The following is a 23,435-nucleotide window of genomic DNA, read 5'->3' on the forward strand; positions in this document are numbered from 1 at the left end:
GGTTGACACCCCTACCTCGTTGTGGCCAGCTCCTGGTGCGACTCGTGACGGGACCCCACCTCAACGCAACCAAACTACGAAACAGCAAGCCGCCCAAAGCAACAGGCGTGCCATCAACCCGCGAGTGGCGCTGGGCCCCCGATCAGATTGCCGGGGGTTCGGGGGCAGAGCCCCTGAGGGGAAGCACGCAACGCAAGCAGCCCGCCCGCAACAGGGGGACGCACCCAGAAGAACGCAACAAAACAAGGAAAACGCAAGCTGACGCAGGCGTCCCCCCAAAACGAGACCCCCTGATCAACCCGACCTCAGACCCCCCGACAAGATCAGCCAAGCAAGGCATCCACAAACGCCGAAGGCTCGAACGGAGCCAGGTGGTCCGCCCCCTCCCCAAGCCCGACGAGCTTCACCGGCACCCCCAACTCGCGCTGAACCTGAAAAACGATCCCACCCTTGGCAGTCCCGTCCAGCTTCGTCAGCACAATCCCGGTAATAGCAACCTGCTCAGCGAAGACCCGAGCCTGAGTCAACCCGTTCTGCCCGGTGGTCGCGTCCAAAACCAGCAGAACCTCATCGACGACAGCCTGCTTCTCCACCACCCGCTTCACCTTGCCGAGCTCATCCATGAGCCCGACCTTGGTGTGCAACCGCCCAGCCGTGTCGATCAAAACGGTGTCGACCCCGGCGTCCATCCCGCGCTTCACAGCATCAAAGGCAACGGAGGCCGGGTCCCCACCCTCAGGCCCACGAACGGTCTCCGCACCAACCCGCTTGCCCCAGGTCTCCAGCTGGTCGGCGGCAGCAGCACGGAACGTGTCGGCAGCCCCCAGCAACACAGTGCGCCCATCAGCAACCAGAACACGGGCGAGCTTGCCGGTGGTGGTGGTCTTGCCAACGCCGTTGACCCCGACGACGAGCAGAACCGCGGGCTTGCCGGAATGCGGCAGTGCCTTCAAGGACCGGTCCATCCGCGGCTCGAGCGCATCAACCAGCACAGACCGCAGCAGAGCAGAAGCCTCAGCCTCGGTCCGCACGCCGGACGAAGCGATCCGGGACCGCAAGGTCTCCACGATCTCGGTCGTCAGCGCAGCCCCGAGGTCGGCGATCAGCAGCGTGTCCTCGACGTCCTGCCAGGAGTCCTCGTCGAGGTCGCCGGCGCCGAGCAGTCCCAGCAACGAGGTCCCGAACGCGTTCCGGGACTTCGACAGCTTCCCGCGCAGACGCTCGAGACGACCGGCGGTCGGCTCGATCTCCTCGACCTCGGAGGCCTCGACCGGCAGGTCGACCTCGACGAACCCGCGCTTGACCGAGTCCCGCGGCACCGAGGCGTCGTCGCCGACCCCCGGCTGCCCGTCCACCTCGGTCCGGTCGGCAACCGGGTGCTCGACCGGGTGCGCCACCGCGACCTCGGACACCGCCACCGCCTCGACGACGGGCGCGTCGGGTGCGGCCGGCGTCAGGGAGATCCCGGACGAGGCCTGGTACGAGCCGGGGCGGGGGGACTCCTCCTTCTGGGTCAGGCTGATGCGACGGCGACGCGTCAGCACCACGCCGGTCACCAGCGCGGCGATCAGCACGACCGCCACGACGACGAGGATCAGGACAAGGGAGGACGTCGACACGGGACCATGGTTTCACAGGCCCGCATGTGATCCCTCAACCATGTACTGCTCATTTAGGCGAAGATTTCACCAAAGCTCTTGCGCCCGGCTGCGGTGTGGAATAGACCTCACGTCGTGAGGGTGATCGGACTGATTTCCGGCACGTCGATGGACGGCATCGACGTCGCCGTCGCCGACCTGTCGATCCACGGCGACGTCGTCGAGCTCGTACCGGTGCAGTGCGCCGAGCACCCGTTCCCCCAGGACCTGCTCGCGGTACCGCGGTCCCTCGCCGAAGTGTGCTCCTTCGACACCTCGCTCGGGCAGGCTTTCGGCGAAGTCGCCGCCGGGTACCTGCCGGCGGACCTGATCTCCTCGCTCGGCCAGACCGTCCACCACGAGGTGCAGGACGGCGAGTGCCTCGGCACGTTGCAGCTCGGCCAGCCCGCGTGGATCGCCGAACGGACCGGCCTGCCCGTCGTCGCCGACCTGCGGGTGCGCGACGTCGCCGCGGGTGGGCACGGCGCGCCGCTCGCGTCCACGCTCGACGCGCTCTGGCTGGCCGGGGACGAGCCCGCTATCGCCTTGAACATCGGCGGCATCGCGAACATCACCGTCGTCCGGCCGGGCAGCACGCCGATCGCCTACGACACAGGTCCCGGCAACGCGCTGATGGACGCCGTCATGGAGGTCGTCTCCGACGGCCGGCGCCGGCAGGACACCGACGGTGAGTTCGCCCGGCGCGGGAACGTCCGCGAGGACATCCTCAAGAAGCTCCTCGCCGACCCGTACTACTCGAAGCCGTGGCCCAAGTCGACGGGCAAGGAGCTCTTCAACGCCGGCTACCTCCAGGGCTTCCCCACGGTCCCGGCCGAGGACATGGTCCGCACGCTCACCGAACTGACCGCCCGCACCATCGCGGACGCCTGCCGGGCCCACGACGCGAGCACCGTCATCGCGTCCGGCGGCGGCATGCGCAACCCCGTGCTCGTCGAGGCGCTGACGAAGGCGCTCGACCCGATCCCGTTGACGATCAGCGACTCGCTGGGCCTGCCGCGCGACGGCAAGGAGGCCTACCTCGCCGCGCTGCTCGGATTCCTGACGTGGCAAGGGGTTCCGGGCAACACGCCGTCCGCGACCGGTGCGTCCGGCCCGCGGCTGCTCGGCAGCATCACGCCCGGCGCCGGGCCGTTGCGGCTGCCGGAGCCCGTCACGACCGCAGTGACCAAGCTGAAAGTGGGGGAACCGAAGTGCGCGCACTAGACCTCGCGATCATCGCCCTGTTCCTCGTCGGCATGCCGTTGATCGGCATGGCGATCGGCGGCAGGCAGAAGTCGTCCACCGACTACTTCGTCAGCGAGAAGCGCATCTCGTGGTGGGTCGTGTGCCTGTCCGTGGTGTCCGCGGAGACCTCGACGCTGACCGTGCTGAGCGTGCCGGTGATCGCGTACATGGCGACACCGGCGCAGGGCGGCATGACGTACCTGACGCTCGCGCTGGGCTACATCGTCGGCCGGATCATCGTCAGCTTCGTGCTGCTGCCCCGCTACATCGCCGGTGACCTCGTCACGGCGTACGCGTTCCTGGGCAAGCGGTACGGCGACGGCATGCGCGCCACGGCGTCGGTGACGTTCCTCTTCACCCGCCTGCTCGCGGACGGCATCCGGCTGTTCGCGACGGCGATCCCGATCAAGGTCGTGCTGGCCGAGTACGGGATCACCGCCTCGTACTGGGCGATCGTGGTGGCGCTCGGCATCGCGATGGTGTTCTACAGCTTCTTCGGCGGCGCGCGTGCCGTCGTGTGGGTCGACGCGATCCAGATGCTCTGGTACGTCCTCGGCGGCGTCGTGGTGATCTGGGTGCTGGCCGGTCAGCTGCCCGACGGCTGGTTCGCGAAGGCCTCCGACGTCAACAAGTTCCAGCTCTTCGACTTCACCTCGTCCCCGCTGACGGGCGCCTACCCGTTCGTCGCGGCGTTCTTCGGCGGTGCGCTGCTGTCGATGGCCTCGCACGGCGCGGACCAGCTGATCGTGCAGCGGCTCATGGCCACGCGGGACGTGAAGTCGGCGCAGAAGGCGTTGATCGCCTCCGGGTTCGTCGTGTTCCTGCAGTTCGCGTTCTTCCTGTTCATCGGCGTGATGATGTGGGCGTTCTACGCCGGCGTCGATCCGGTGAAGGACCTGGGCCTGAACAACAAGGACGAGCTCTTCGCCCACTTCATCGTCAACGACCTGCCGAGCGGCCTGTCCGGGTTCGTGATCGCCGGCATCCTCGCGGCCGCGCTGTCGTCGTCGTTGGGCGCCTTGGCCTCCAGCACGGTGACGGACGTCTACGAACGCATCCGCAAGACCCCGATGACCGACGAGGAACGCCTGCGCCACGGCCGGATCTGGACCCTGGTGTGGGCGGGTCTGCTGATCGTCTGCGCGGGTCTGTTCGCCTCCTCGAACGCGACCACGGCGGACCCGATCGTGGTGCAGGCGCTCGGCATCGCCGGCTACACCTACGGCGCGCTGCTCGGGGCCTTCCTCCTCGGCCTGATCTTCCGGCGCGTCACGCAGGTGGACGCGATCATCGCGTTCGTGGCGACCGTGCTCGTCGTCGGCTTCGTGATCCTCGGGGTCAAGTTCGTCGGCAGCACGCCGACGATCGACTTCGCGAAGGCCGACGCCACGCGGAAGACCCTGACCGGCTGGTGGAACACGCCCCTGGGGGTGGCGGTCACCCTGCTCGTGGGCGGGTTGCTGTCACTGCGGCACTCACGCGGGGTGCCGGTAGGAGATGAGCTCGATGTGAAGACGGAAGCCTAGCCGGGCGAACATGTTCTGCGAAGACTCGTTGCCCGAGTAGATGGACGCGGCGGCCTGCGGTCTCGCACCGTGGTCCGCCGCGAGTTTCCACAGCAGCTCGGTGATGAGAGCGGCGCCCACGCCCTGACCCCGCACGTCGGGCTCGACGGCCACGAAGTCGACGTAGTACTCCTCGGGCTGGGCTTTGCCGGCCGCGTAGCCGAGCACGCGCTGGCCGTCCATGGCGACGACGACCGTGCGGGTGGCCGGATCGGACTCGACGAGTTGCTTGCCGGACAAGTACGTCCGCGGGAAACATCGCTCGTGCAACACGGCAACGGCCTCGTGCACGAACTTGTCGGTCGGAAGGACGCGCATCTCGCGCTCGCTGGGGCACTTGGCGTCCCGCAACAGCAACGTGCGCAGGTCCCCGTTGTCGAGGATGTGGATGGCGCTCGCCTTGCCGGCCGAGAAGCCGTGCCGTTCGGCGAACGCGGCCAGCCGCCGGTGGGCGGTGTGGCCGTAGAGCTCGAGGTCGGTGACGCCGGTGAGGAGCTCAGCGGCGCGCCGGAACATCGCGTCGGCGGTCTGGTCCCAGATGCGGCTGCCCGCCGGGTGGTTGACCGGGACGTCGACGAACGGGCCGTGCAGCCACGCGCGGTTCAGCTCGGCGTCGACCTCCACGCTGAGCATGCCGGTGATGTTGTCGTCGGCGTCGACGGCGACCACCGTGCAGTCGGCCCAGCTGGGCTCGAACTCGCCGAGCTCCGCGCGGAGCTCGTCGACTGTCTCACCGAGGTACCCGATGTGGTGCGCCTTGTCGGCCTGGAGCCGGACCAGCAGCGCCATCGTGGCGCCGAGGTCGCCAGGTTCGGCGAAACGGATGTCGTACATAGGAGGAATGGTTGCTCGCACGGCCGTTCGAAGCGAGGGAGTTTTCGGGCGGGCTGAGACGCCGGCGGGCAGGCGCCCCGGCTGGCGTAAAATGGCGGGGATGTCCACCGCCGCAGACCACCCCGACCGCACCGCACTGGCGGAGTCCAAGGCGCACGCGGGCGACTTCCGCGGAGCGATCTCCGAGTTCAGGGCGCTCGTGAAGGAACGCACGGCGGCGGCCGGCGCGGATGATCTCCAGACGCTCTCCGCGCGGCTGAACCTCGCGCGGGTCCTCGGCGCGGCGCGGCAGTTCAGCAAGGCCATCGGCGCCTGCGAACCACTGCTGCGCGACCAGGTCCGCGTGCTCGGCCCGCAGCACGACGACACGCTGGAGACGCGCCAGCTGCTCGCGAACCTGCGCTACCAGTCCGGTGACGCGGAGGGCGCGGCCGAGGAGCTGGAGCGGTTGCTGGCGGCCCTGTCGCACGTGCTGATGCCGACCCACGACCGGATCACGAAGGTGAAACGGGACATCGCGTTCCTCAAGCGCTCCTCGTAGGCGCGGGAGACAACACTCACACCGGCGGGCACCCCGGCACTGGTATGCCCCTCACGATCGCGGGACGACACCCAGATTCGGGCTTGCAGGGCTGGTGAGGGTGGGGGACTCTTCTACGGTGAGTGAGGAAACGATCCAACTCGATCTCAACGAATCCGGGGTGGCCGTCGACCTGCCGCTGCCGTCGAACAACCGGGACGGTGTCCAGGGTGTTCCGTACCGGCCGGTCGAATTCCGAGACGATGATCTGCCCACCGCGCTGGAACGTGCCGCCACCTGGCTGCGGCAGACCCAGGAGTGGCTGGGCGAGCCCGTGGACGTCATCGCAGTTCATCTCGACTACGACGACACCCACGGCAACCCGTACTACGACCTCAAGTTGCTGTGCAACGACGAGGACCTGGCGGGCGTGCCCAAGGTCATGCGAGAACACGAAGGGGCCGCTACCGGCCAGTAGCTTTTCCGGCTACCGTTCGGAAGCATGTCGGATCGCGTATATCCCCCGGTGATCGCCGCAGCGAAGCTCATGTTCAAGGTGCTCGACCTGCGGATCACCATCGAAGGGGCGCACCACGTCCCCCGCACGGGTGGAGCGGTGCTGGCGTCCAACCACGTCAGCTACCTCGACTTCATCTTCGCGGGCTACGGTGCGCGCCCGTCGGGGCGCCTCACGCGGTTCATGGCGAAGCACGAGATCTTCGCCAACAAGATCGCAGGCCCGCTCATGCGCGGCATGCACCACATCCCCGTCGACCGGAGCGCGGGCCAGGCCTCCTACCAGCAGGCCCTGTCCGCGCTCCGCACCGGCGAGCTGGTCGGGATCTTCCCCGAGGCCACCATCAGCCGGTCGTTCACGGTCAAGGACATCAAGTCCGGCGCGAACCGGCTCGCGCACGAGGCCGGCGTCCCGATCGTCCCCATGGCGTTGTGGGGCACTCAACGACTCTGGACCAAGGGCCGTCCCAAGGACCTGACCCAACGCCACGTGCCGATCACGATCCTCATCGGCGAGCCGTTCGAGGCCTCACCCGGCGACTCCGGTGACGCTCTGCTGCGGCAGCGCCTGCAGGACCTGCTCGACACCGCCCAGGCCGGGTACCCGACCGAGCAGGGCGCGTGGTGGGCGCCGCGGCACCTCGGCGGCACCGCGCCGACGCCCGACGAGGCGGCGCAGCTGGACGCCACCGGTCGCTGACCTGGCGGTACAAGGTTTTCACAAGCCCGGTCGGGCACAGTGGCACCGCGCACGTGAAGCGGTGGGGTGTGACTGGGGGTCCCCACCTCTGCGGCGCCAGGCTGCGTCAGCGCGGCGTCCGGGGGATCTTTCTCCGCAACGGAGGAGGTTCGCCGCGCCGGCGCGGCCCTAGAGACAGCGGCTGGAGCCGGTTCAGCCCCCCAGGCACCTGCTCCGGCCGCCCCTCAGGCCTCGACGTCCGCCGGTTCCGGCTCGGGCACGGCCTCCGCCGCACGCGCGGGCTCGTCGGCGGTGGACCGCAGCCGCTGCGAGATCACCTGCGAGATGCCGTCACCGCGCATCGAGACGCCGTACAGCGCGTCCGCGATCTCCATGGTGGGCTTCTGGTGCGTGATGATCAGCAGCTGCGAGCGGTCGCGGAGCTGCTGGAACAGGCCGATCAGCCGGTGCAGGTTCGTGTCGTCCAGCGCCGCCTCGACCTCGTCCATCACGTAGAACGGTGAGGGGCGGGCGCGGAAGATCGCGACCAGCATCGCCACGGCCGCCAGCGACTTCTCGCCACCGGAGAGCAACGACAGGCGCTTGACCTTCTTGCCGGGCGGGCGGGCCTCCAGCTCGATGCCGGTGGTCAGCATGTCCTCGGGCTCGGTCAGCACCAGCCGGCCGTCGCCGCCGGGGAACAGGACCTTGAAGACGATCTCGAACTCGCGGGCGACGTCCTCGTAGGCCGACGTGAAGACCTCCAGGATCTTGTCGTCGACCTCCTTCACGACGGTCAGCAGGTCGCGGCGGGTGTCCTTGATGTCCTCCAGTTGCGTGGAGAGGAACTTGTAGCGCTCCTCCAGCGCGGCGAACTCCTCCAGCGCGAGCGGGTTCACCTTGCCCAGCAACGACAGGTCGCGCTCGGCGCGCTTGGCACGACGGGCCTGCGTGTCGCGGTCGTACGGCATCGGCTGCGGCTCGGTGACCTGCTCGCCGCGTTCCTTCGCCGCCTGGTACTCGGCCAGCTCCGCCGCGGAGGCGGGCACGGGCTGGTCGGGGCCGTACTCGTTCACGAGGTCGTCGAGGCCGATGCCGAAGTCCTCGGAGATCTTGGTCTCGAGCTGCTCGATGCGCATCCGCTGCTCGGCGCGCAGCACCTCGTCGCGGTGCACGGCGTCGACGAGCTTCTCCAGCTCGCCGGACATCTCGCGGACGAGGTTGCGCACCTGGGTCAGCAGGAGCTCGTGCTGCGTGCGGCGTTCCTGGGCCTGGTCGCGTTCACGGGCGGCGCGGGACAGCGAGAGCTCGATGCGCTCCAACGCCTGCTCACCACCGCGCACCACGGCCTTCGCGACCACCGCACCGCGCGCACGGTGTGCAGTGGCGCGTGCGTGGCGTTCGCGTGCTTCGCGCTCGGCGCGGGCGGCACGACGTAGTCCGTCTGCCTTGCCCTGCACCGCACGCGCGCGCTCCTCGGCGGTGCGCTGCACGAGCCGTGCGTCCATCTCGCCCTGACGCGCCTGAGCGAGCTCCGCGGCCAGTTCGTCGCGCTGCTCGGTGTCCGGCTCGTCCTCGAGGGTCTGCTCCTCCTCGGCCATCAGCAGCCGTTCCTCGAGCTCGCCCAGCTTGAGCAGGGCCTCCTCGCGGGACTGCTCGACCTTGCCGCGCTGCCCGCTGATGCGGGTGACCTCGGCCTCGGCGGACCGCACCGCGGCGACCATCCGGTTCAGCCGCTCGCCGGAGCGGGCCTGGCGGACCTTGGCCTCCTGCATGGCCTCCTTGACCGCGTCGAGCACCTTGCGGCGGGCCTGCTGCTCGGCGCGGGCGCCCTCCAGAGCGGCCGAAGCGTGCTCCAGGGCGCGTTCCGCGGTCGCCAGCTGCTCCTGCGCCTCGTCGACGGCGGCCTGGACCTCGATCACGCTCTGGCCCTGCGCACCCGAGCCGCCGATGGCCCAGTCCGTGCCGAAGAGGTCGCCCTCGCGGGTCACCGCGCGGACGTCCAGGCGGGCCGCCGTGTCCAGGTCCTCCACCACGGCAAGGCGATCCAGCGCGCGGGCGAGCGCCGGACGCAACGCCTCGGGCGCGTGCACGACGTCGATCGCCCACCGCGCACCGTGCGGGAGGTGACCCCACCCGCTGGTGTCCACAGTGGACCCGTAGGAGCCGATCAGCACGCCGGCGCGTCCGGCGTCCTTCTCCTTCAACAACTTCAGCGCCTGCAACGCGCCGTCGCCCGACGACACCGCGACGGCGTCGGCGATCGGGCCGAGCGCGGCGGCCAGTGCCACCTCGAAGCCGGGCTCGACGGTGAGCAGCGCGGCCACGGATCCGAGCAGGCCGGGCACGTCCGACGCGAGCAACGCGCCCGCGCCGTCCTTGCGGGTCAAACCGAGCGAGAGCGCGTCAACGCGCGCACGCCACGACGCGATGTCGCGTTCGGCGGTGCGTTCGGCCTTGACCAGCTCCTCGACCCGTTGCCGCGCCGAGTCGTTGGTCTGCACGGCCTGGCGGTGGCGTTCGTCGAGGCCGTGGTCGTCCTCGTCCTCGGTGCCGGTGATCGCGCGGGCCTCTTCGAGCTCCATCGTCGCGAACTCGACGCGTTCGGTGGCCTCGGTGAGCGTGACGGTGAGCCGTTCGATCTCCTCGGCGGTGGCGTTCGTCTTGCTGCGCAACGCCTCCACCTGACCGGAGAGCCTGGCGAGGCCTTCCCGGCGGTCGGCGATCGCGCGGACGGCGGCGATGTGCGCCTTCTCCGCCTGCGAGACCATGCGCTCCAGCTCGGACCGCGTCTCCACGGCCTCCGCGAGCGCGATGCGCGCCTCGGTCACGCCCTCCTGGAGCTCCAGCTCCATCTCGGCGGTCTCCTCGGCCTCGCGGTCGAGGTCGTCGGGGTCACGGCCGCGGCTCGGCGCGTCCACGACGTCGGACAGGTGCCGCGCGCGTTCGGCCGCGAGCCGGACCGTGCCGCGCAGACGTTCCTCCAGAGCGGACAGCCGGTACCAGGTGTCCTGCGCGGCCTGCAGCTTCGGCGAGTCGGCGGCGACCCGCTCCTCCAGCTCGTTCTGCTGGTACTGCGCCGCCTGCAACGACTTCTCGACCTCGGCGCGGCGCTCGCGGGCCTTCGCCTCGTCGTGCTCCTCCTGCTGGATCGCCGCGCGCTGCGTCACGAGGTCGTCGGCGAGCAGGCGGAGCTTCGAGTCCCGCAGCTCGGACTGCACGACCTGGGCGCGCCGGGCGATCTCGGCCTGCTTGCCGAGCGGCTTGAGCTGGCGGCGCAGCTCGGTGGTGAGGTCGGTGAGGCGGGTCAGGTTGGCCTGCATCGCCTCGAGCTTGCGCAGCGCCTTTTCCTTGCGCTTGCGGTGCTTCAGGACGCCGGCGGCCTCCTCGATGAAGGCGCGGCGTTCCTCCGGCTTGGACTCGAGGATCGCGGCGAGCTGGCCCTGACCGACGATCACGTGCATCTCGCGGCCGATGCCGGAGTCGGACAGCAGCTCCTGGATGTCCATCAGGCGGCACGAGTTGCCGTTGATCTCGTACTCGGTGGCGCCCTCGCGGAACATCCGGCGGGTGATCGACACCTCGGTGTACTCGATCGGCAGCATGCCGTCGGCGTTGTCGATCGTGAGCGTCACCTCGGCGCGGCCGAGCGGCGCGCGGCCGGACGTGCCGGCGAAGATGACGTCCTCCATCTTGCCGCCGCGCAGGTCCTTGGCACCCTGCGTGCCCATCACCCAGCGCAGCGCGTCGAGCACGTTGGACTTGCCGGACCCGTTGGGGCCGACCACACAGGTGATGCCGGGCTCGAAGCGCAGCGTGGTAGCCGAGGCGAAGGACTTGAAGCCCTTCAGCGTCAGGCTCTTGAGATGCACGCCGGGCAGAGTACCCAAACGCTTGCGGCGGATGCGGGAGGCAGGGGTTGACCTGCGTTTTGCAGGTCAACCGCCGGTCGGACCGTCACGGACGGAGCGTGACCAGGAGCCCGCTCTCGTCCGACACCTCCAAGCGGTCGATCTGGTCGACCCTGAACGACGTCGAGCCGGGAATCCGCTCGTCAGGGGCGTGCGACGACCCCCACCAGCCGCCGATCTCCCGTTGCCCCTGCCGGTCGAACACCATGACCTTGCAGCGCGCACCGGGCTTCACGTCGCCGAGCTTGAACCACATCTCGGTCCCCCAGGACTTCGAGACCATCGCGACCTCGCCGTCCACCCCGGTGCCGGGGTCGTGCGCCGCCCACGTCGGCGGCGGCGGTGCCTGCAGGAACAGGATCCCGCCCGCCAGCGCGAACGCCACGAGCACGGCGGCGCAGACCAAGGCGACGCGGCGCTGGTAGCGGGGCTCGGGCGGCGGGCAGGAGGGGATCTCGTCGAGGTTCTCGACGTCGTCCAGCGTCAGGCGGCCGAGCAGGCCCGGCAGCGGGGCGAGGCGCAGCATCTCGGCCTGGCAGGTGTCGCAGGTGCCGAGGTGGCGTTCGAACGCGGCTCGTTCCTTGAGGTCGAGCGAGCCGAAGAGGTAGGCGCCGACGTCGACGGTGTGCTGGCAGCTCACGCCCCGGTCACCCCTCTCTCCTCCAGTGCGTCGCGCAACGCCCTCAGCGCGTAGAAGCAGCGCGACTTGACCGTGCCCGGCGGGATGCCGAGCGTCTTGGCGGCCTCCGCGACCGTGCGGCGGCGGTAGTACAGCTCGATGACGACCGTCCGGTGCTCAGGCGTGAGCGCCCTCAGCGCCGACGCGATCTGCCACGTCTGCAGCACGTGCTCGACCTGGTCGCTGACCGGCGGCAGGTTCACCGGTTCGAGCGGCACCTCGGTCGCACGCGCGTTGCGGCGGCGGTACCCGGAGATCACCAGGTTCTTCGCGACCGTGTAGAGCCACGGTGCCGCGTCGTCCGGTTTCAGCTCGTCGTGGTGCCGCCACGCGCGGAGCAGGGTCTCCTGCACGACGTCCTCCGCCAGCTGGTAGTCGCCGTCGACCAGCCGCAGCACGTAGTGCAGCAGCGGGTCCCTCCAGCGGTCGTACAGCTGGACGAGGACGTCTTCCGAGGAGTCCACGCTCCCCTTTACGCCGTCATCAGCGGAAAGGTTCAGCGCTCGACGAAGCCGGTCAAGTCGCCCCTGACGTCCGACCACTGTTCACCCACCGACTCGACGTGTCCGGGAGTTTCACCCGAACGGAGAGCTTTCAGCAGTTGTTCACACTTCTCGCGGGGACCCTCGGCGACGACCTCGACCCGCCCGTCCGGCCTGTTCGAGGCGCTGCCGACCAGCCCCAGCTCCAGCGCCCTGGCTCGCGTCCACCAGCGGAAACCCACCCCTTGCACCCGTCCACGCACCCAGGCGTTCAGTCGCACGTCCACCTCCGAATGGTCCCGCAGTGACCCAAGGTGACGGATGACGCACTCGGGGTTGTCACCCATTAGTGGTACGGTCCCGACCCGTGAGTGCCCGCAGCCTCTTACTCGGCCTGCTGATCGGTGCAACCGGTGTCGGCGGTCTCGCCTTCAGCGGTACCTCCCCTCTCGGCATCAGCTTCACCAATGCCGCGCAGGAAGAGAGCTCCGACGCAGCGAACCAGTTCGGCACGGGCAACGCGGCGGCACCCGGCACCAGACCGCCCTCGTCCGGCACCAACGCGGGCCCCGGCACTCTCACCCCCTCGTCGTCTTCCTCCTCCGCTCCCACCACCACGACGACGACGGAAACGCCCACCTCTTCTTCGTCCGCGGCTCCCACCACCACGACGACTCCGCCCGAGTCGCCGAAGCCGCCGACGAACACGCCCCCGCCGGCCGGTCAGACGCCGGAGCAGGCCGTGCTCGCGCTCGTGAACAACGCCCGCGCCGCGAAGGGCTGCAACGCCCTCGTGATCGACGAACGCATCACGGCCGCCGTCCAGGCGCACAGCACCGACATGGCCACCAAGAAGTACTTCTCGCACGTGTCGCAGGACGGCAGGACCTTCGACGTGCGGATGAAGCAAGCCGGCTACCCGCGGCCCGGCGGCGAGAACATCGCGCAGGGCTACCGCACGGCCGCGGAGGTCATGGACGGGTGGATGAAGAGCCAGGGCCACCGCGAGAACATCGAGAACTGCAGCTTCACCACCATGGGCGTGGGACTCGACACCCGTGGCAACTACTGGACCCAGGGCTTCGGTCGCTGACGCTTCGAGCAGGGGAAACTTCGTGTACGAGAGCCCGGAACCGGACTCGCGCTCGCGCTTCTTTCGCGGTGCACCCCAGGTCGTCCTCGCCGCCTCCGGCGTGGTGCTGGCCACCGTCTTCGCCGCTGTCGCCTCGCTGGCGGCGGGCTCGGACTCCGCCTCCGAGTCACCGGCGACACAGCCTCCGCGCAAGGAGGCCGTGAAGGACGCGCTGAGCATCGTGCCGACGTCGTCGCCGTCGTCGACCACGGAGGTGACATCGTCGTCCACGACCGCGGAGACGACGACGTCGACCACCACGACGACGAAGAAGCAGACGCGCGTCACGACCATCACGCGTCCCGACGGCACGACAACCACGGTCACGACCGACGACCCGCCGCCGGTCAACACGTCGTCGTCCACCACCACGACCAACCCCACGACGACCACGACCACCACGACGACCACCACGACGTCGGAGACGACGACAACGACGACGAGCCCGTAGGGTTACGCGAGTCACCACGTCGTGACGCAGAGCTACACGAACGTGTGGCTCGACTGTGGTAGTGGTGCGTTTCCGCCGATAACTCGAACGCAAGTCCATCCGACCGGGTTTCCCACGAGGAGATGGGTGTGTTCGAGGAAGATCATCCGCAGTCACCGACCCCAGAACAGGTCGCGGGGCAGGCGCCCCCGAAGAAGCGCGCGGGCACCGCGGTGATGCTGGCCGCGGGCGGCGTGGTGGTCGCGACCCTGTTCGCCACGGTGGCGTCCATGCTCGCCGCCTCCGGCAAGGAGGCGGCACCGGAGCGCACGGCCGCCGACGTCGTCCAGACGATCACCAGCGTGGCACCGGACGGCAGCACCAGCACGGTCGTCGTGACCGTGTCGTCGGGTGCGCCGAAGTCCGCCGTGACGCCGGACCGCAAGCAGGCCGCACGGCAGCAGGAGCAGCCGAAGCCCGGCGCCCCCGAGCAGCCGCGGGTGACGACCAACCCCGCCGAGCCGACGCAGACCCAGACGCAGAGCAACCCGCCCACCTCGTGGACGGAACCGCCCGCGTCGACCTCCTCGTCGTCCTCGGCGACGACCGAGCCGCCGACGTCCTCGTCGACGACGTCCGCCTCGCCCGAGCCCAAGCCCTAGAGCTCGAACCGGTAGCCCATGCCGGGCTCCGTGAGCAGGTGCCGGGGCCGCGCGGGCTCCGGTTCGAGCTTGCGCCGCAGCTGCGCCAGGTACACCCGCAGGTAGTGGGTCTCCTTCTCGTAGGCGGGGCCCCACACCTCGCGCAGCAGCTGCTTCTGGCCGACGAGCTTGCCCGTGTTGCGCGCCAGGACCTCCAGCAGGCCCCACTCGGTGGGCGTGAGGTGCACCTCGGCCCCGTCCTTGAGCACCCGCTTCGCCGCGAGGTCGACGGTGAACGAGGCCGTGCGCACGGTCGGCTCGTCCTCGGGCCCCGCGACGGCCGAGCGGCGGACGGCGGCTCGCAGCCGGGCGAGCAGCTCGTCCATGCCGAACGGCTTGGTCACGTAGTCGTCGGCACCCGCGTCCAGCGCGTCGACCTTGTCGGCCGAGTCGGTGCGGGCGGACAGCACGATGATCGGCAGGGTGGTCCAGCCGCGCAGGCCCGCGATGACGTCCGTGCCGTCCATGTCCGGCAGGCCGAGGTCGAGCACGACGACGTCCGGTTTGCCGTCGGCCGCGAGCTTCAGTGCCGTGACACCGTCGTGGGCCGTGAGCACCTCGTAGCCGCGGGCGGCGAGGTTGATCCGCAACGCCCGCACGATCTGCGGCTCGTCGTCGACCACCAGTACCTTCGTCACGAATCCCTCTCATCGGCCGGAAGCGAGATCACCACGGTGAGGCCACCGCCGGGGGTGTCCTCCATGGTGATCGTGCCTCCCATGGCCTCGGTGAACCCCTTCGCCACGCTCAGACCGAGACCAACGCCACCGGGCGTGCGGTCGCCGAGGCGCTGGAACGGGGCGAACACCTCGGCGCGGGTGCCCCTGGGCAGGCCGCGGCCGTGGTCGACGACGCGCAGCTCCACGTCGTCGCCGTGGGTGCTCGCCCGGACGGCGACCGCGCCGGCGTAGCGCAGTGCGTTGCCGACGACGTTCGCGATGACGCGTTCGAGCAGTCCGACGTCCGCGCGCACGGGCGGCAGCGACTCGGGGACGTCGACCTCGACGTCGCCGCTCAGCCCGCTCAGCGCCCGCGCCACGGCCTCGTAGAAGCCGACGGCGCGGAACTGCGGTTCGACGGCGCCCGTGGCGAGACGGGACGAGTCGAGCAGGTTGTCGACCAGGCCGGTGAGGCGGTCCGCCGACTCCTCGACCGCTTCGAGCAGCTCGGCCGTGTCCTCGCCGGACAGGCTGAGCTCCGGATCCCTGAGCGAGCCCACCGACGCCTTGATCGAGGTCAGCGGCGTGCGGAGGTCGTGGCCGACGGCGCTGAGCAGGGCGGTGCGCAGTTCCGTGCGGGACGCTTGCCGCTGCGCTTCGAGAGCCTGTTCCGCCATGCGTTGCTGTCTCAACGCCAGCAACGCCTGCCCCGCGGCGGCTTCCAGCACGCGGCGGTCGTACGCCGGCAACGAACGCCCGCGCAGGGCGAGGTGCACGTCCGGGGTCACCGCGATGTCCACATCGGCCTCGTCCGGCTCGTCGCACGGGCTCGCACCGACGCACGCCACGCGTTCCCACGCTCCGTCGACGCGTTCGAGCAACGCGACGGACGTGAGGCCGAAGTTCTCCTTCACCTTCTCCAGCAACCGTGCGAGCGGATTGGGGTTCGTCAGCACCGTGCGTGCGTACGACGCGAGGAGTGTCGCCTCGGTGCGTGCGCGCGCCGCCTGTGTGGCGCGACGGGCTGCGTAGTCGACCACCAACGCCGTCGAGACGCCCACGACGATCATCGCGAAGAACGTGAGCACGTTCTGCTGCGCGTCGATGGTGAACGTGTAGAAGGGCTCGGTGAAGAAGAAGTTCAGCAGCAACGCGCTGACCAGCGCCGTCGTGATCGCCGGCCCCAGCCCGCCGACGATCGCGACCACCAGCGTGATCAGCAGGTACGCGATGACGTTGGTGGAGAAGTTCAGGCTGCCGCGCAGCGACGCGCCGGCCGCGGTGACCAGCGCGGGTCCCACGAGGGCCAGGAACCACCCCAGCGCGAGCCTGCTCGGCTTGAGCGGGCTGCTCGCGAACCGTGCACGCCACCCGCTGGTCGTCGACTCGTGCGTGACCATGTGGACGTCGATCGCGCCGGACTCCCGTACGACTGTGGAGCCGATACCTGCCGAGAACACGCGCTCGAACCGTGAGCGGCGTGAGGTACCGACCACGAGCTGTGTGGCGTTCACGCCCCGTGAGAACTCAAGCAACGCCGTCGGCACGTCGTCGCCCACGACCGTGTGGAACGTGGCACCGACGTCCTCGGTGAGCGTGCGGTACTTCTGCAGTGCGTGCGGGTCGGCCCCTGCCAGTCCATCGCCCCTGAGCACGTGCACGACGAGAAGGTCGCCACCCGCGCGCGTAGCGATGCGACGCGCGCGACGGACGAGTGTCTCGCTCTCCTTGCCACCGGTGATGGCGACGACGACGCGTTCGCGTGCCTCCCACGTGTCCGTGATCTGTTGCTCGGCCCGATAGCGCATCAGAGCGACGTCGACCTGGTCGGCGACCCACAGCAGGGCGAGCTCGCGCAGCGCCGTGAGGTTGCCGACGCGGAAGTAGTTGCCGAGTGCCGCGTCGATCTTGTGCGCGGCGTAGACGTCACCGTGGGCGAGCCGGCGGCGCAGCGCTTCCGGCGTGAGGTCGACGAGCTGCGTCTGATCGGCCCGGCGCACGACCTCGTCCGGCACGGTCTCCTGTTGCGCGACACCGGTGATGCGGTGGACGACGTCGTTGAGGGACTCCAGGTGCTGAATGTTCACCGTGGACAACACGTCGATGCCGGCGTCGAGCAGTTCTTCGACGTCCTGCCATCGCTTCGCATTGCGTGATCCGGGCACGTTCGTGTGTGCCAGTTCGTCAACGACGACAACTTCCGGCGAGCTTCTCAGTACGGCGTCGACGTCCATCTCGGAGAGTTCCACGCCGCGGTGCACGGAGTGCCTGCGAGGGACCATTTCCAGGCCTTCGACCAGTTCGGCGGTCTTCGCCCGCCCGTGGGTCTCCACAAATCCCATGACCACATCTGTGCCGCGTTCCCGCCGTCTCCGCGCTTCGCTGAGCATGGCGAACGTCTTTCCGACGCCAGGAGCGGCGCCGAGGTAGATCCGGAGCTCGCCACGGCGGGGTTTCGCACTCACCAGCCCAGTGTCCCCTGCCCGCGCCTGAGCCGTTCGGGGGCACGCACTGGGCCACTCGGTCAGACGAGTGTGCCTTCCCACAGTTCTGACCGGAGATCTGTCCTGTTGAATCACGCTTCGGTCCGGCGCCCGTTCGAGTGAGCCGAACCGCGCTTTTTACGCCGTTTACCAGCACATTTAAGAGTGGCGGACGCGCACTGTGACTCCCCGCGTCACCACAACGGCCGAATGGGTTATCGGCAGTTGGCGGATAGCGCGCAGAGCGTGAATAAGGGAAAGTTCCAGGGTTCGTGTCCGGATTCGGACAATCACATGCGCGCGGAGAAACGATGCCCACCACCGTCACCAACCACGAGGCACTCCAACTCGTGGTGGCCGTGCACCGGCTGGTGCGAAGTCTTCGACAGGCCGCTCCGGCCCGTCGTTTGCAACCCACCCAGTTATTGGTGCTGTCAGAACTGAGCGCCCACGGCCCTATGCGGATCGGCGAGATCGCGGTGCGCGCGCTGTGTTCGCAGCCGACCGCCACCACCGTCGTGACCAGCCTGGAGTCCACCGGACTGGTGCGCCGCGAACCCGACGCCGCCGACGGCAGGGCGACCATCGTGGTGCTCACCGAAGTCGGCCGCGAGACCATCGCGTCGCTCGCCCACGGCGAGGCCGAACTATTGAGCGAAAGAATGTCGGAGCTTTCCCCGGAAGACCGAGAACACCTGCGCTCGGCCATGCCGATTCTGCGTCACCTGGCCGAACCGCAGGAGAACAAGTAGGAGCGGGACCCCCCGACAAGGTCCCGCTCCAGGATTTACTTGCTGGGTGACACAGAAGTGGGTGGCACCGAGCTCAATGGCGCGCTTCCAGAACTCGACGGTACCGAACTGGCTTCCGCCGATGACGGAGCGGAGACGCTCGGTGCCACCGTGTGACAAACACCGTTTTCGTAGTCGATCTTCGGTCGTGGATACCGGTTGGCCGGAATCACGGGCTCCGGATCGCCACTGCCGCAGCCGTAGTACTGCCGCGGCGCGTTGATGGGCTGGCCCTCCTGGTCGTAGAGCAGCACGTTCGTGAGCAACTTGCCGTTCTCGTCGTAGGCGTAGATGTTCTCGTACGTCTCGACCTTCGGCGTCGGGTAGGACGAACGCTCGGCGTTGTACCCGAGCTGCCCCGCCGTCACGTCGACGATCTGGACCAGCAACCCGACCGCGAGCGCCGACGCGGGCAGGCTGAACCACAGCCACCGCCGGTCGGCCTGGGCCCGCGGCCCGGCGAACACCGACACCACGGCGACCGCGGCAATGACGAGGAACCCGAGGATGTCCCGGCCGGCGAGCAACACCGCGCCGAGCCCGAGCAGCACGGCCCGCACCAGCCACCACGCGGGCTGCAACGACTTGAGGTAGGCGATCGCCCGGTCCGCCGGCGTCCCCGCCTCGGGCGTCAGCCACTTCTGCAGCCGCACGGTCTCCGGCAGCTCCATGACCTCCCGCTGCGCCGGCCCCCGGTCGTTCACGAGCGCGAGGCTCAGCACCAGGATCACCGCCGGCAGCAGGAGGATCGCCGGCTCCTTGAGCGCCGCGGCGCCCGCGAGCACCGTGATCCCGGTGGCCGCCGCCAACCCCCATGCCGCCGCCCGCGGCCGCGTGAGCAGCTGCTTCCTGGTGGTCACCGGCAACCGCTCGGTCCGCGACGGGTACCCGGCGGCCTGCCGCAGCTCCCGCGCGTACTGCTCGGGCGGCCCGAGCCGCTGTTCGACCGTCTCGCCCTCACCGAGCTCGGTGGACAGCTCGGCGACGTGCGCCTCGACGTCCTCCATGATCTCGGCGACCTCGTTGGGCGGCAGGTCGTCGAGGGCCGCACGCATCCCGGCCAGGTAGTGCTCGACGTCGAGCGCTTGCGTGTTCATGCCGCGACCTCCTCGAGCAGGCCGTCCAACGTGCTGGCGAACGACCTCCACGTCTCCCTCGACTCAGCCAGGCGCGCCCGCCCGGTCTCGTTGATGCTGTAGTACTTCCGGTGCGGCCCCTCTTCACTGGGCACCACGTACGAGGTCAGCATCCCGGCGTTGTAGAGCCGGCGCAGCGTCCCGTACACCGACGCGTCCCCCACGTCGTTCAATCCCCCGGCGCGCAGCCTGCGCACCACGTCGTACCCGTACCCGTCGTCCTTGCGCAGAACCGCAAGGACGGCCAGGTCCAGCACCCCTTTGAGCAGCTGACTGGTGTCCATGGCCCCTCCGACCCGAACTCCCTCACGCGGGAGCGAGCACTGTTGCGCGGTGAACACTACTACGCATCGCGCAGTACTGTCGAATCCGCTAGTACAACCGCGGCAGCACGACAACGGCCTCCCAGGTCAGGGGGACCGGGAGGCCGTCTCAGCAGGCGTGGCTCAGCTCTTGCAGCCCGATCCGCCGGTCGGTTCGCCGAACTTCACCGCTCCGAGCGTGATCTTGGCCGTGGCCTCGGGACGGCTCCCGGCCTGCGCCGACTGGCTCACCACGACCCAGTTCCGGTCGACGACCTGCTGCCTGCCCTGCCCCGTCGCGTCCTCGGAACCCAGCAGGTAGAAGCCCGCGGCCTGCAACGTGTCCTGCGCCTTCTGCAGGTCGAGGCACACGACGTTAGGCACGACGCCCTTGGCCGGCGCCTGGCTCGTGCCCGTGTCGGTCGGCTTGCGCACCTTCACCGAAACCTGCGTTCCGCCCGGTGCCCCGGCCTGCGGTGACTGGGCGACGACCACCCAGTTCTGCGGCTCCAGGACCGCCCGCCCCTGTCCGGTCTCGTCCTCCTCCACCACCTGGTGCCCCTGCGCCTTCAGCAGCTCCCGCGCCTCCGAGAGCCTCATCCCCACGACGTTCGGCACGTTCTGCACGGAGGACGCGGGCGCGGTGGTGGGCGTTGCCCCGGTGGTGGTGCCTCCCGTGCACGCGGCCAGGAGGCAGGCGAGCAGGGCGATGGCGAGCTTCATTCGACGGTCCCCTCGCAGGCGTCGGGCGGGATGCCGATCACGACGAGTGTCCCGCGCGCGGTCACGGCGCGGGGAGGACGATTCCGGCCGGAGGTGGGGTCAGAGACGAGGGCGCGGCTGGCAGCGGGGGCACGAGAACGACGAGCGGTTCATGAACGGCTCTCGGATCATCGAGGCACCGCACCGCTTGCACGGCCGGTTCTCCTGCCCGTAGGCGTTCAGCGACCGGTCGAAGTACCCGGACTGGCCGTTGATGTTGACGTACAGCGCGTCGAACGACGTCCCGCCCTGCCCGAGCGCCTCACGCATCACGTCGGTGGCGTGGTCGAGCACCTCGGCGGCCTTCGGACGCGTGAGCTTGTCCGTCATGCGGGTGCCGTGCAGGCGGGCGCGCCACAGGGCCTCGTCGGCGTAGATGTTGCCGATCCCGGACACGAGAGTCTGGTCCAGCAAGGCGCGCTTGATCTCCGTGTGACGCAGGCGCAACGCGCGCACGGCAGCATCACGGGAGAAGAGGGGGTCCATCGGGTCGCGGGCGATGTGCGCGACCGAGTCGGGCACCAGCGTCCCGTCGACCTCGACCAGCTCGGCCAACGCCAAACCGCCGAAGGTGCGCTGGTCCACGAAGCGGAGCTCAGGGCCACCGTCGGCGAAGGTGAAGCGGACGCGCAGGTGCTTCTCGTCGGGGGCCGACGAGGGCTGGACGAGCATTTGGCCGCTCATGCCCAGGTGCGCGAGCATGGCGACTTTGTCGGCCAGTTCGACCCAGAGGTACTTGCCGCGGCGCTTGGCGGCGGCCATGGGCTGGCCGGCCAAGCGCGCGCAGAAGTCCAAGGCACCCAGGTCGTGACGGCGGATGGCTCTGGGGTGCAGCACCTCGACGGAGGAGATGACCCGGCCGGCGACGTGGGCTTCGAGGCCGAGGCGTACTACCTCGACCTCTGGGAGTTCGGGCACGTCAGGCTTCGGACTTGCCCTCGTCGACGGGCTGCGCCTCGATCACGGCGGCCTGCGGCTTGGTGGGCTTCAGCACCCACACGCCCGCGCGGCTCGTGTCCCTGACCAGCACAAGTCCCTGGATTCCTCCGCTGCGGGAGGTGTTCACCGGCCCGCGGACGGTGCGGGTGCGGCGGTTGGTGCGGTTCCTGGTCGCATACATTGCGTGTCTCAGTCTTCCTCGGATGGGAGGGTCCCTGGCGTCACCGAGGCGCCGTTCTGTCCGTTCGTGGCCTTGACCGACTCCTGCTCGGCCTTGACCCGCTCGTGCAGAACATGATAAGCCGCTTCGGCGGCTTTCTGCTCGGCTTCCTTCTTGGTGCGCCCATCACCCTTGCCGTAGGGCTGGCCACCGACGAGCACCGTGGCGGTGAACTCCTTGCGGTGGTCCGGCCCCTGGTCGTCCACGCGGTACTCCGGGACGCCGAGACTGGCTTGAGCGGTGAGCTCCTGCAGGCTTGTCTTCCAGTCCAGTCCAGCACCCAGAAGCGGAGCTTTGGCCAAGAGTGGATCGAACAGCCGGTGAACGAACGTCCGTGCGGTATCGATACCGAACTGCAGGTACACCGCACCGATGACGGCCTCGAGGCCGTCGGCGAGGATGCTCGCCTTGTCCCTGCCGCCGGTCAGCTCTTCGCCACGACCGAGCAGCAGGTGTGCGCCCAACCCTCCCGGCCCCAGGTCACGCGCCACGCCGGCCAGTGCGTGCATGTTGACCACGCTGGCGCGGAGCTTCGCGAGCTGACCCTCGGGGAGGTCGGGGTGGGTGCGGTAGAGGTGGTCGGTGACGACCAGCCCCAGCACGGCGTCTCCCAGGAACTCGAGACGCTCGTTCGGCGGTAGCCCGCCGTTCTCGTACGCGTACGACCTGTGGGTGAGCGCAAGCCCGAGCAGCTCGGCGTCGAGTTCGACGCCGAGCGCTGCGGACAAGGTCGCGCGGTCGGCTTGCGGAGCGCGCGGCGGCTTTCCCCCCACTGCGTAACCGAGGAGATCAGGCCGGCTGAGCGACCTGGCGGCCAGCGTACTGACCACAGGCCGGGCAGGCGACGTGCTGCGGCTTCGGCTGGCGGCAAGCCTTGTTGGAGCACGCCACCAGGTGCACGGCAGACGTCTTCCACTGGGAACGCCGCGCACGGGTGTTCGAACGCGACATCTTCCGCTTCGGGACGGCCACGACTACTTCTCCTCGTTGTTGTCATCGCTGAACCGCTCTTGCAACGCGGCCCAACGAGGGTCGATCGTCTCATGCCCGTGGTCGGGGCCGAGCTCCGCCCACCTGCCACCGCACTCGGAGCAAAGCCCCTTGCAGTCCGGCTCGCAGAGCGGCGCCTGCGGCAGCGCGAGGACGATGGCGTCCCGCACCACAGGCTCGAGGTCGATCAGATCGTTCTCGATCCGGCTGACCTCGTCTTCCTCAGTGGTCTCGTCCGTGGTGCTGTCCGGCCACGCGTAGAGCTCCGTGATCCGGACTTCAACCTCATCGGTGATGGGCTCGAGGCACCGAGCGCACTCACCTTCGACCTTGGCGAACGCCGTCCCCGAGACGAGCACGCCCTCCACGACCGACTCGATCAGGAGGTCGAGCTCAACCTCACCACCCTCTGGCACCGCGATGACGCCGAGGAGCCCCACACCTGCCGCGGGGACCGACCTGACGAAGGGTCGGCTCGACCCGGCGCGACGGCCGATGTCCCTGGTGTCGATGACCCAGGGACCGGATGCTGTGGGACGCGTGGACGCGTGACGATGCTCAGTCATGATCAGATTGGTTGCCGGCGGGGACCTACCACGTCCAGCCGTTCCAGGGTACGGGACGACCGCCTCACGCGTGAAATCGGCAGGTGATCGCACCTGTCCGACGTAGCGCGAATCACACGATCAGGCGTCCCGGACCCAGGTTGGTTCGCAGTGAAACGTACCAGCGCCCGTCCTGGAGGTCCCGTCGGGCGGCAGTAGCGGCCGAGGGCCCCGGAGACGGCACCGCCGCAGCGCCCGAATACGCCCGGTATGAGGG

Annotated in this window: 25 protein-coding genes; 9 read left to right on the forward strand and 16 right to left on the reverse strand. The window is 69.3% G+C overall.

Features of this window, described 5'->3' with window-relative positions:
• Positions 1-323: 323 nt before the first annotated feature.
• On the reverse strand, positions 324-1,619 hold the full coding sequence (gene ftsY / locus ACFWV3_RS31160) for a signal recognition particle-docking protein FtsY (protein ID WP_382416439.1): 1,296 nt from the start codon (positions 1,617-1,619) through the stop codon (positions 324-326).
• Positions 1,620-1,733: 114 nt separating this feature from the next.
• Between ftsY and ACFWV3_RS31165 the strand changes: the two genes are divergently transcribed.
• On the forward strand, positions 1,734-2,861 hold the full coding sequence (locus ACFWV3_RS31165; protein WP_382416441.1) for an anhydro-N-acetylmuramic acid kinase: 1,128 nt from the start codon (positions 1,734-1,736) through the stop codon (positions 2,859-2,861).
• Positions 2,849-4,408 (forward strand): sodium:solute symporter, encoded by a 1,560-nt coding sequence (locus ACFWV3_RS31170; RefSeq protein ID WP_382416443.1) that lies wholly within the window; start codon positions 2,849-2,851, stop codon positions 4,406-4,408. Before ACFWV3_RS31165 ends, ACFWV3_RS31170 begins: the two co-directional genes overlap by 13 nt.
• Here the strand turns inward: ACFWV3_RS31170 and ACFWV3_RS31175 are convergent.
• Entirely contained in the window at positions 4,358-5,281 is a 924-nt protein-coding gene (locus tag ACFWV3_RS31175) for a GNAT family N-acetyltransferase (RefSeq protein WP_382416445.1), read from the reverse strand. The genes ACFWV3_RS31170 and ACFWV3_RS31175 overlap by 51 nt on opposite strands.
• A 100-nt stretch (positions 5,282-5,381) precedes the next feature.
• On the opposite strand from ACFWV3_RS31175, the gene ACFWV3_RS31180 reads away from it, so the two are divergent.
• The 3 genes from ACFWV3_RS31180 (at position 5,382) to ACFWV3_RS31190 (ending at position 7,017) form a co-directional block, all read left to right on the forward strand.
• Positions 5,382-5,822 (forward strand): hypothetical protein, encoded by a 441-nt coding sequence (locus ACFWV3_RS31180; protein WP_382416447.1) that lies wholly within the window; start codon positions 5,382-5,384, stop codon positions 5,820-5,822.
• 118 nt (positions 5,823-5,940) lie between these two features.
• Positions 5,941-6,279, forward strand: coding sequence for a hypothetical protein (locus ACFWV3_RS31185; RefSeq protein WP_382416449.1), 339 nt, complete (start codon positions 5,941-5,943; stop codon positions 6,277-6,279).
• A 24-nt stretch (positions 6,280-6,303) separates the two neighbouring features.
• On the forward strand, positions 6,304-7,017 hold the full coding sequence (locus tag ACFWV3_RS31190; RefSeq protein ID WP_382416451.1) for a lysophospholipid acyltransferase family protein: 714 nt from the start codon (positions 6,304-6,306) through the stop codon (positions 7,015-7,017).
• A gap of 224 nt (positions 7,018-7,241) precedes the next feature.
• Here the strand turns inward: ACFWV3_RS31190 and smc are convergent, their stop codons facing one another.
• The 4 genes from smc to ACFWV3_RS31210 all read right to left on the reverse strand — a co-directional run bounded on the left by smc (position 7,242) and on the right by ACFWV3_RS31210 (position 12,415).
• The gene (smc, locus tag ACFWV3_RS31195; RefSeq protein WP_382416453.1) at positions 7,242-10,868 is read right to left on the reverse strand and encodes a chromosome segregation protein SMC; all 3,627 of its coding nucleotides are present in this window, start codon (positions 10,866-10,868) and stop codon (positions 7,242-7,244) included.
• A gap of 85 nt (positions 10,869-10,953) precedes the next feature.
• A complete protein-coding gene (locus ACFWV3_RS31200) occupies positions 10,954-11,547 on the reverse strand; it encodes an anti-sigma factor family protein (RefSeq protein ID WP_382416455.1) in 594 nt (197 codons plus the stop codon).
• Positions 11,544-12,050, reverse strand: coding sequence for a sigma-70 family RNA polymerase sigma factor (locus ACFWV3_RS31205; protein WP_382416457.1), 507 nt, complete (start codon positions 12,048-12,050; stop codon positions 11,544-11,546). The genes ACFWV3_RS31200 and ACFWV3_RS31205 overlap by 4 nt, the downstream gene beginning before the upstream one ends.
• A 32-nt stretch (positions 12,051-12,082) precedes the next feature.
• Entirely contained in the window at positions 12,083-12,415 is a 333-nt protein-coding gene (locus ACFWV3_RS31210) for an acylphosphatase (protein ID WP_382416461.1), read from the reverse strand.
• A gap of 20 nt (positions 12,416-12,435) precedes the next feature.
• Between ACFWV3_RS31210 and ACFWV3_RS31215 the strand changes: the two genes are divergently transcribed.
• The 3 genes from ACFWV3_RS31215 to ACFWV3_RS31225 all read left to right on the forward strand — a co-directional run bounded on the left by ACFWV3_RS31215 (position 12,436) and on the right by ACFWV3_RS31225 (position 14,292).
• Positions 12,436-13,161 carry a CAP domain-containing protein gene (locus ACFWV3_RS31215; protein ID WP_382416463.1) on the forward strand — a complete coding sequence of 242 codons (726 nt, stop codon included), beginning with the start codon at positions 12,436-12,438 and terminating at the stop codon, positions 13,159-13,161.
• Between the two features lie 22 nt (positions 13,162-13,183).
• Positions 13,184-13,651, forward strand: a complete 468-nt coding sequence (locus tag ACFWV3_RS31220; protein ID WP_382416465.1) for a hypothetical protein — start codon at positions 13,184-13,186, stop codon at positions 13,649-13,651.
• A gap of 128 nt (positions 13,652-13,779) precedes the next feature.
• On the forward strand, positions 13,780-14,292 hold the full coding sequence (locus tag ACFWV3_RS31225; RefSeq protein WP_382416467.1) for a hypothetical protein: 513 nt from the start codon (positions 13,780-13,782) through the stop codon (positions 14,290-14,292).
• Here ACFWV3_RS31225 and ACFWV3_RS31230 read toward each other — a convergent pair.
• Complete coding sequence (locus ACFWV3_RS31230; RefSeq protein WP_382416469.1) at positions 14,289-14,969, reverse strand: response regulator; 681 nt, start codon at positions 14,967-14,969, stop codon at positions 14,289-14,291. The two genes, ACFWV3_RS31225 and ACFWV3_RS31230, sit on opposite strands and share 4 nt — an antisense overlap.
• Positions 14,966-17,458: a DUF4118 domain-containing protein gene (locus ACFWV3_RS31235; RefSeq protein ID WP_382416744.1), complete on the reverse strand. Its 2,493-nt coding sequence runs from the start codon at positions 17,456-17,458 to the stop codon at positions 14,966-14,968. Before ACFWV3_RS31235 ends, ACFWV3_RS31230 begins: the two co-directional genes overlap by 4 nt.
• A gap of 326 nt (positions 17,459-17,784) precedes the next feature.
• Here ACFWV3_RS31235 and ACFWV3_RS31240 point away from each other — a divergent pair, with 326 nt between their 5' ends.
• Entirely contained in the window at positions 17,785-18,225 is a 441-nt protein-coding gene (locus tag ACFWV3_RS31240; RefSeq protein WP_382416471.1) for a MarR family winged helix-turn-helix transcriptional regulator, read from the forward strand.
• 35 nt (positions 18,226-18,260) lie between these two features.
• Here the strand turns inward: ACFWV3_RS31240 and ACFWV3_RS31245 are convergent, their stop codons facing one another.
• The 8 genes from ACFWV3_RS31245 to ACFWV3_RS31280 form a co-directional block, all read right to left on the reverse strand.
• Complete coding sequence (locus tag ACFWV3_RS31245) at positions 18,261-19,361, reverse strand: DUF1700 domain-containing protein (protein WP_382416473.1); 1,101 nt, start codon at positions 19,359-19,361, stop codon at positions 18,261-18,263.
• Positions 19,358-19,684, reverse strand: coding sequence for a PadR family transcriptional regulator (locus ACFWV3_RS31250; protein WP_089954763.1), 327 nt, complete (start codon positions 19,682-19,684; stop codon positions 19,358-19,360). Before ACFWV3_RS31250 ends, ACFWV3_RS31245 begins: the two co-directional genes overlap by 4 nt.
• A gap of 162 nt (positions 19,685-19,846) precedes the next feature.
• The gene (locus ACFWV3_RS31255) at positions 19,847-20,425 is read right to left on the reverse strand and encodes a PASTA domain-containing protein (RefSeq protein ID WP_382416475.1); all 579 of its coding nucleotides are present in this window, start codon (positions 20,423-20,425) and stop codon (positions 19,847-19,849) included.
• Between the two features lie 99 nt (positions 20,426-20,524).
• Positions 20,525-21,382, reverse strand: coding sequence for a bifunctional DNA-formamidopyrimidine glycosylase/DNA-(apurinic or apyrimidinic site) lyase (gene mutM / locus ACFWV3_RS31260; RefSeq protein ID WP_382416477.1), 858 nt, complete (start codon positions 21,380-21,382; stop codon positions 20,525-20,527).
• Between the two features lies 1 nt (position 21,383).
• Positions 21,384-21,584 (reverse strand): hypothetical protein, encoded by a 201-nt coding sequence (locus ACFWV3_RS31265; RefSeq protein WP_030467960.1) that lies wholly within the window; start codon positions 21,582-21,584, stop codon positions 21,384-21,386.
• A gap of 8 nt (positions 21,585-21,592) precedes the next feature.
• The gene (rnc, locus tag ACFWV3_RS31270) at positions 21,593-22,396 is read right to left on the reverse strand and encodes a ribonuclease III (protein ID WP_382416479.1); all 804 of its coding nucleotides are present in this window, start codon (positions 22,394-22,396) and stop codon (positions 21,593-21,595) included.
• Positions 22,397-22,412: 16 nt separating this feature from the next.
• Positions 22,413-22,595, reverse strand: a complete 183-nt coding sequence (rpmF, locus tag ACFWV3_RS31275; protein ID WP_030467958.1) for a 50S ribosomal protein L32 — start codon at positions 22,593-22,595, stop codon at positions 22,413-22,415.
• 2 nt (positions 22,596-22,597) lie between these two features.
• A complete protein-coding gene (locus ACFWV3_RS31280) occupies positions 22,598-23,179 on the reverse strand; it encodes a YceD family protein (RefSeq protein ID WP_382416481.1) in 582 nt (193 codons plus the stop codon).
• Positions 23,180-23,435: the final 256 nt, after the last annotated feature.

Origin of the sequence: Lentzea sp. NPDC059081 (assembly GCF_042738015.1) — a bacterium.
In the GTDB taxonomy this organism is placed as follows: Bacteria; Actinomycetota; Actinomycetes; order Mycobacteriales; family Pseudonocardiaceae; genus Lentzea.

What these genes read in the sequence shown, in the direction of transcription:
- ACFWV3_RS31265 (WP_030467960.1), bottom strand. Translation starts at nt 21,584, where the DNA reads ATGTATGCGACCAGGAACCGCACCAACCGCCGCACCCGCACCGTCCGC.
- ACFWV3_RS31255 (WP_382416475.1), bottom strand. Translation starts at nt 20,425, where the DNA reads ATGAAGCTCGCCATCGCCCTGCTCGCCTGCCTCCTGGCCGCGTGCACG.
- ACFWV3_RS31175 (WP_382416445.1), bottom strand. Translation starts at nt 5,281, where the DNA reads ATGTACGACATCCGTTTCGCCGAACCTGGCGACCTCGGCGCCACGATG.
- ACFWV3_RS31280 (WP_382416481.1), bottom strand. Translation starts at nt 23,179, where the DNA reads ATGACTGAGCATCGTCACGCGTCCACGCGTCCCACAGCATCCGGTCCC.
- ACFWV3_RS31190 (WP_382416451.1), top strand. Translation starts at nt 6,304, where the DNA reads ATGTCGGATCGCGTATATCCCCCGGTGATCGCCGCAGCGAAGCTCATG.
- ACFWV3_RS31240 (WP_382416471.1), top strand. Translation starts at nt 17,785, where the DNA reads ATGCCCACCACCGTCACCAACCACGAGGCACTCCAACTCGTGGTGGCC.
- ACFWV3_RS31250 (WP_089954763.1), bottom strand. Translation starts at nt 19,684, where the DNA reads ATGGACACCAGTCAGCTGCTCAAAGGGGTGCTGGACCTGGCCGTCCTT.
- ACFWV3_RS31210 (WP_382416461.1), bottom strand. Translation starts at nt 12,415, where the DNA reads ATGGGTGACAACCCCGAGTGCGTCATCCGTCACCTTGGGTCACTGCGG.
- ACFWV3_RS31245 (WP_382416473.1), bottom strand. Translation starts at nt 19,361, where the DNA reads ATGAACACGCAAGCGCTCGACGTCGAGCACTACCTGGCCGGGATGCGT.
- ACFWV3_RS31180 (WP_382416447.1), top strand. Translation starts at nt 5,382, where the DNA reads ATGTCCACCGCCGCAGACCACCCCGACCGCACCGCACTGGCGGAGTCC.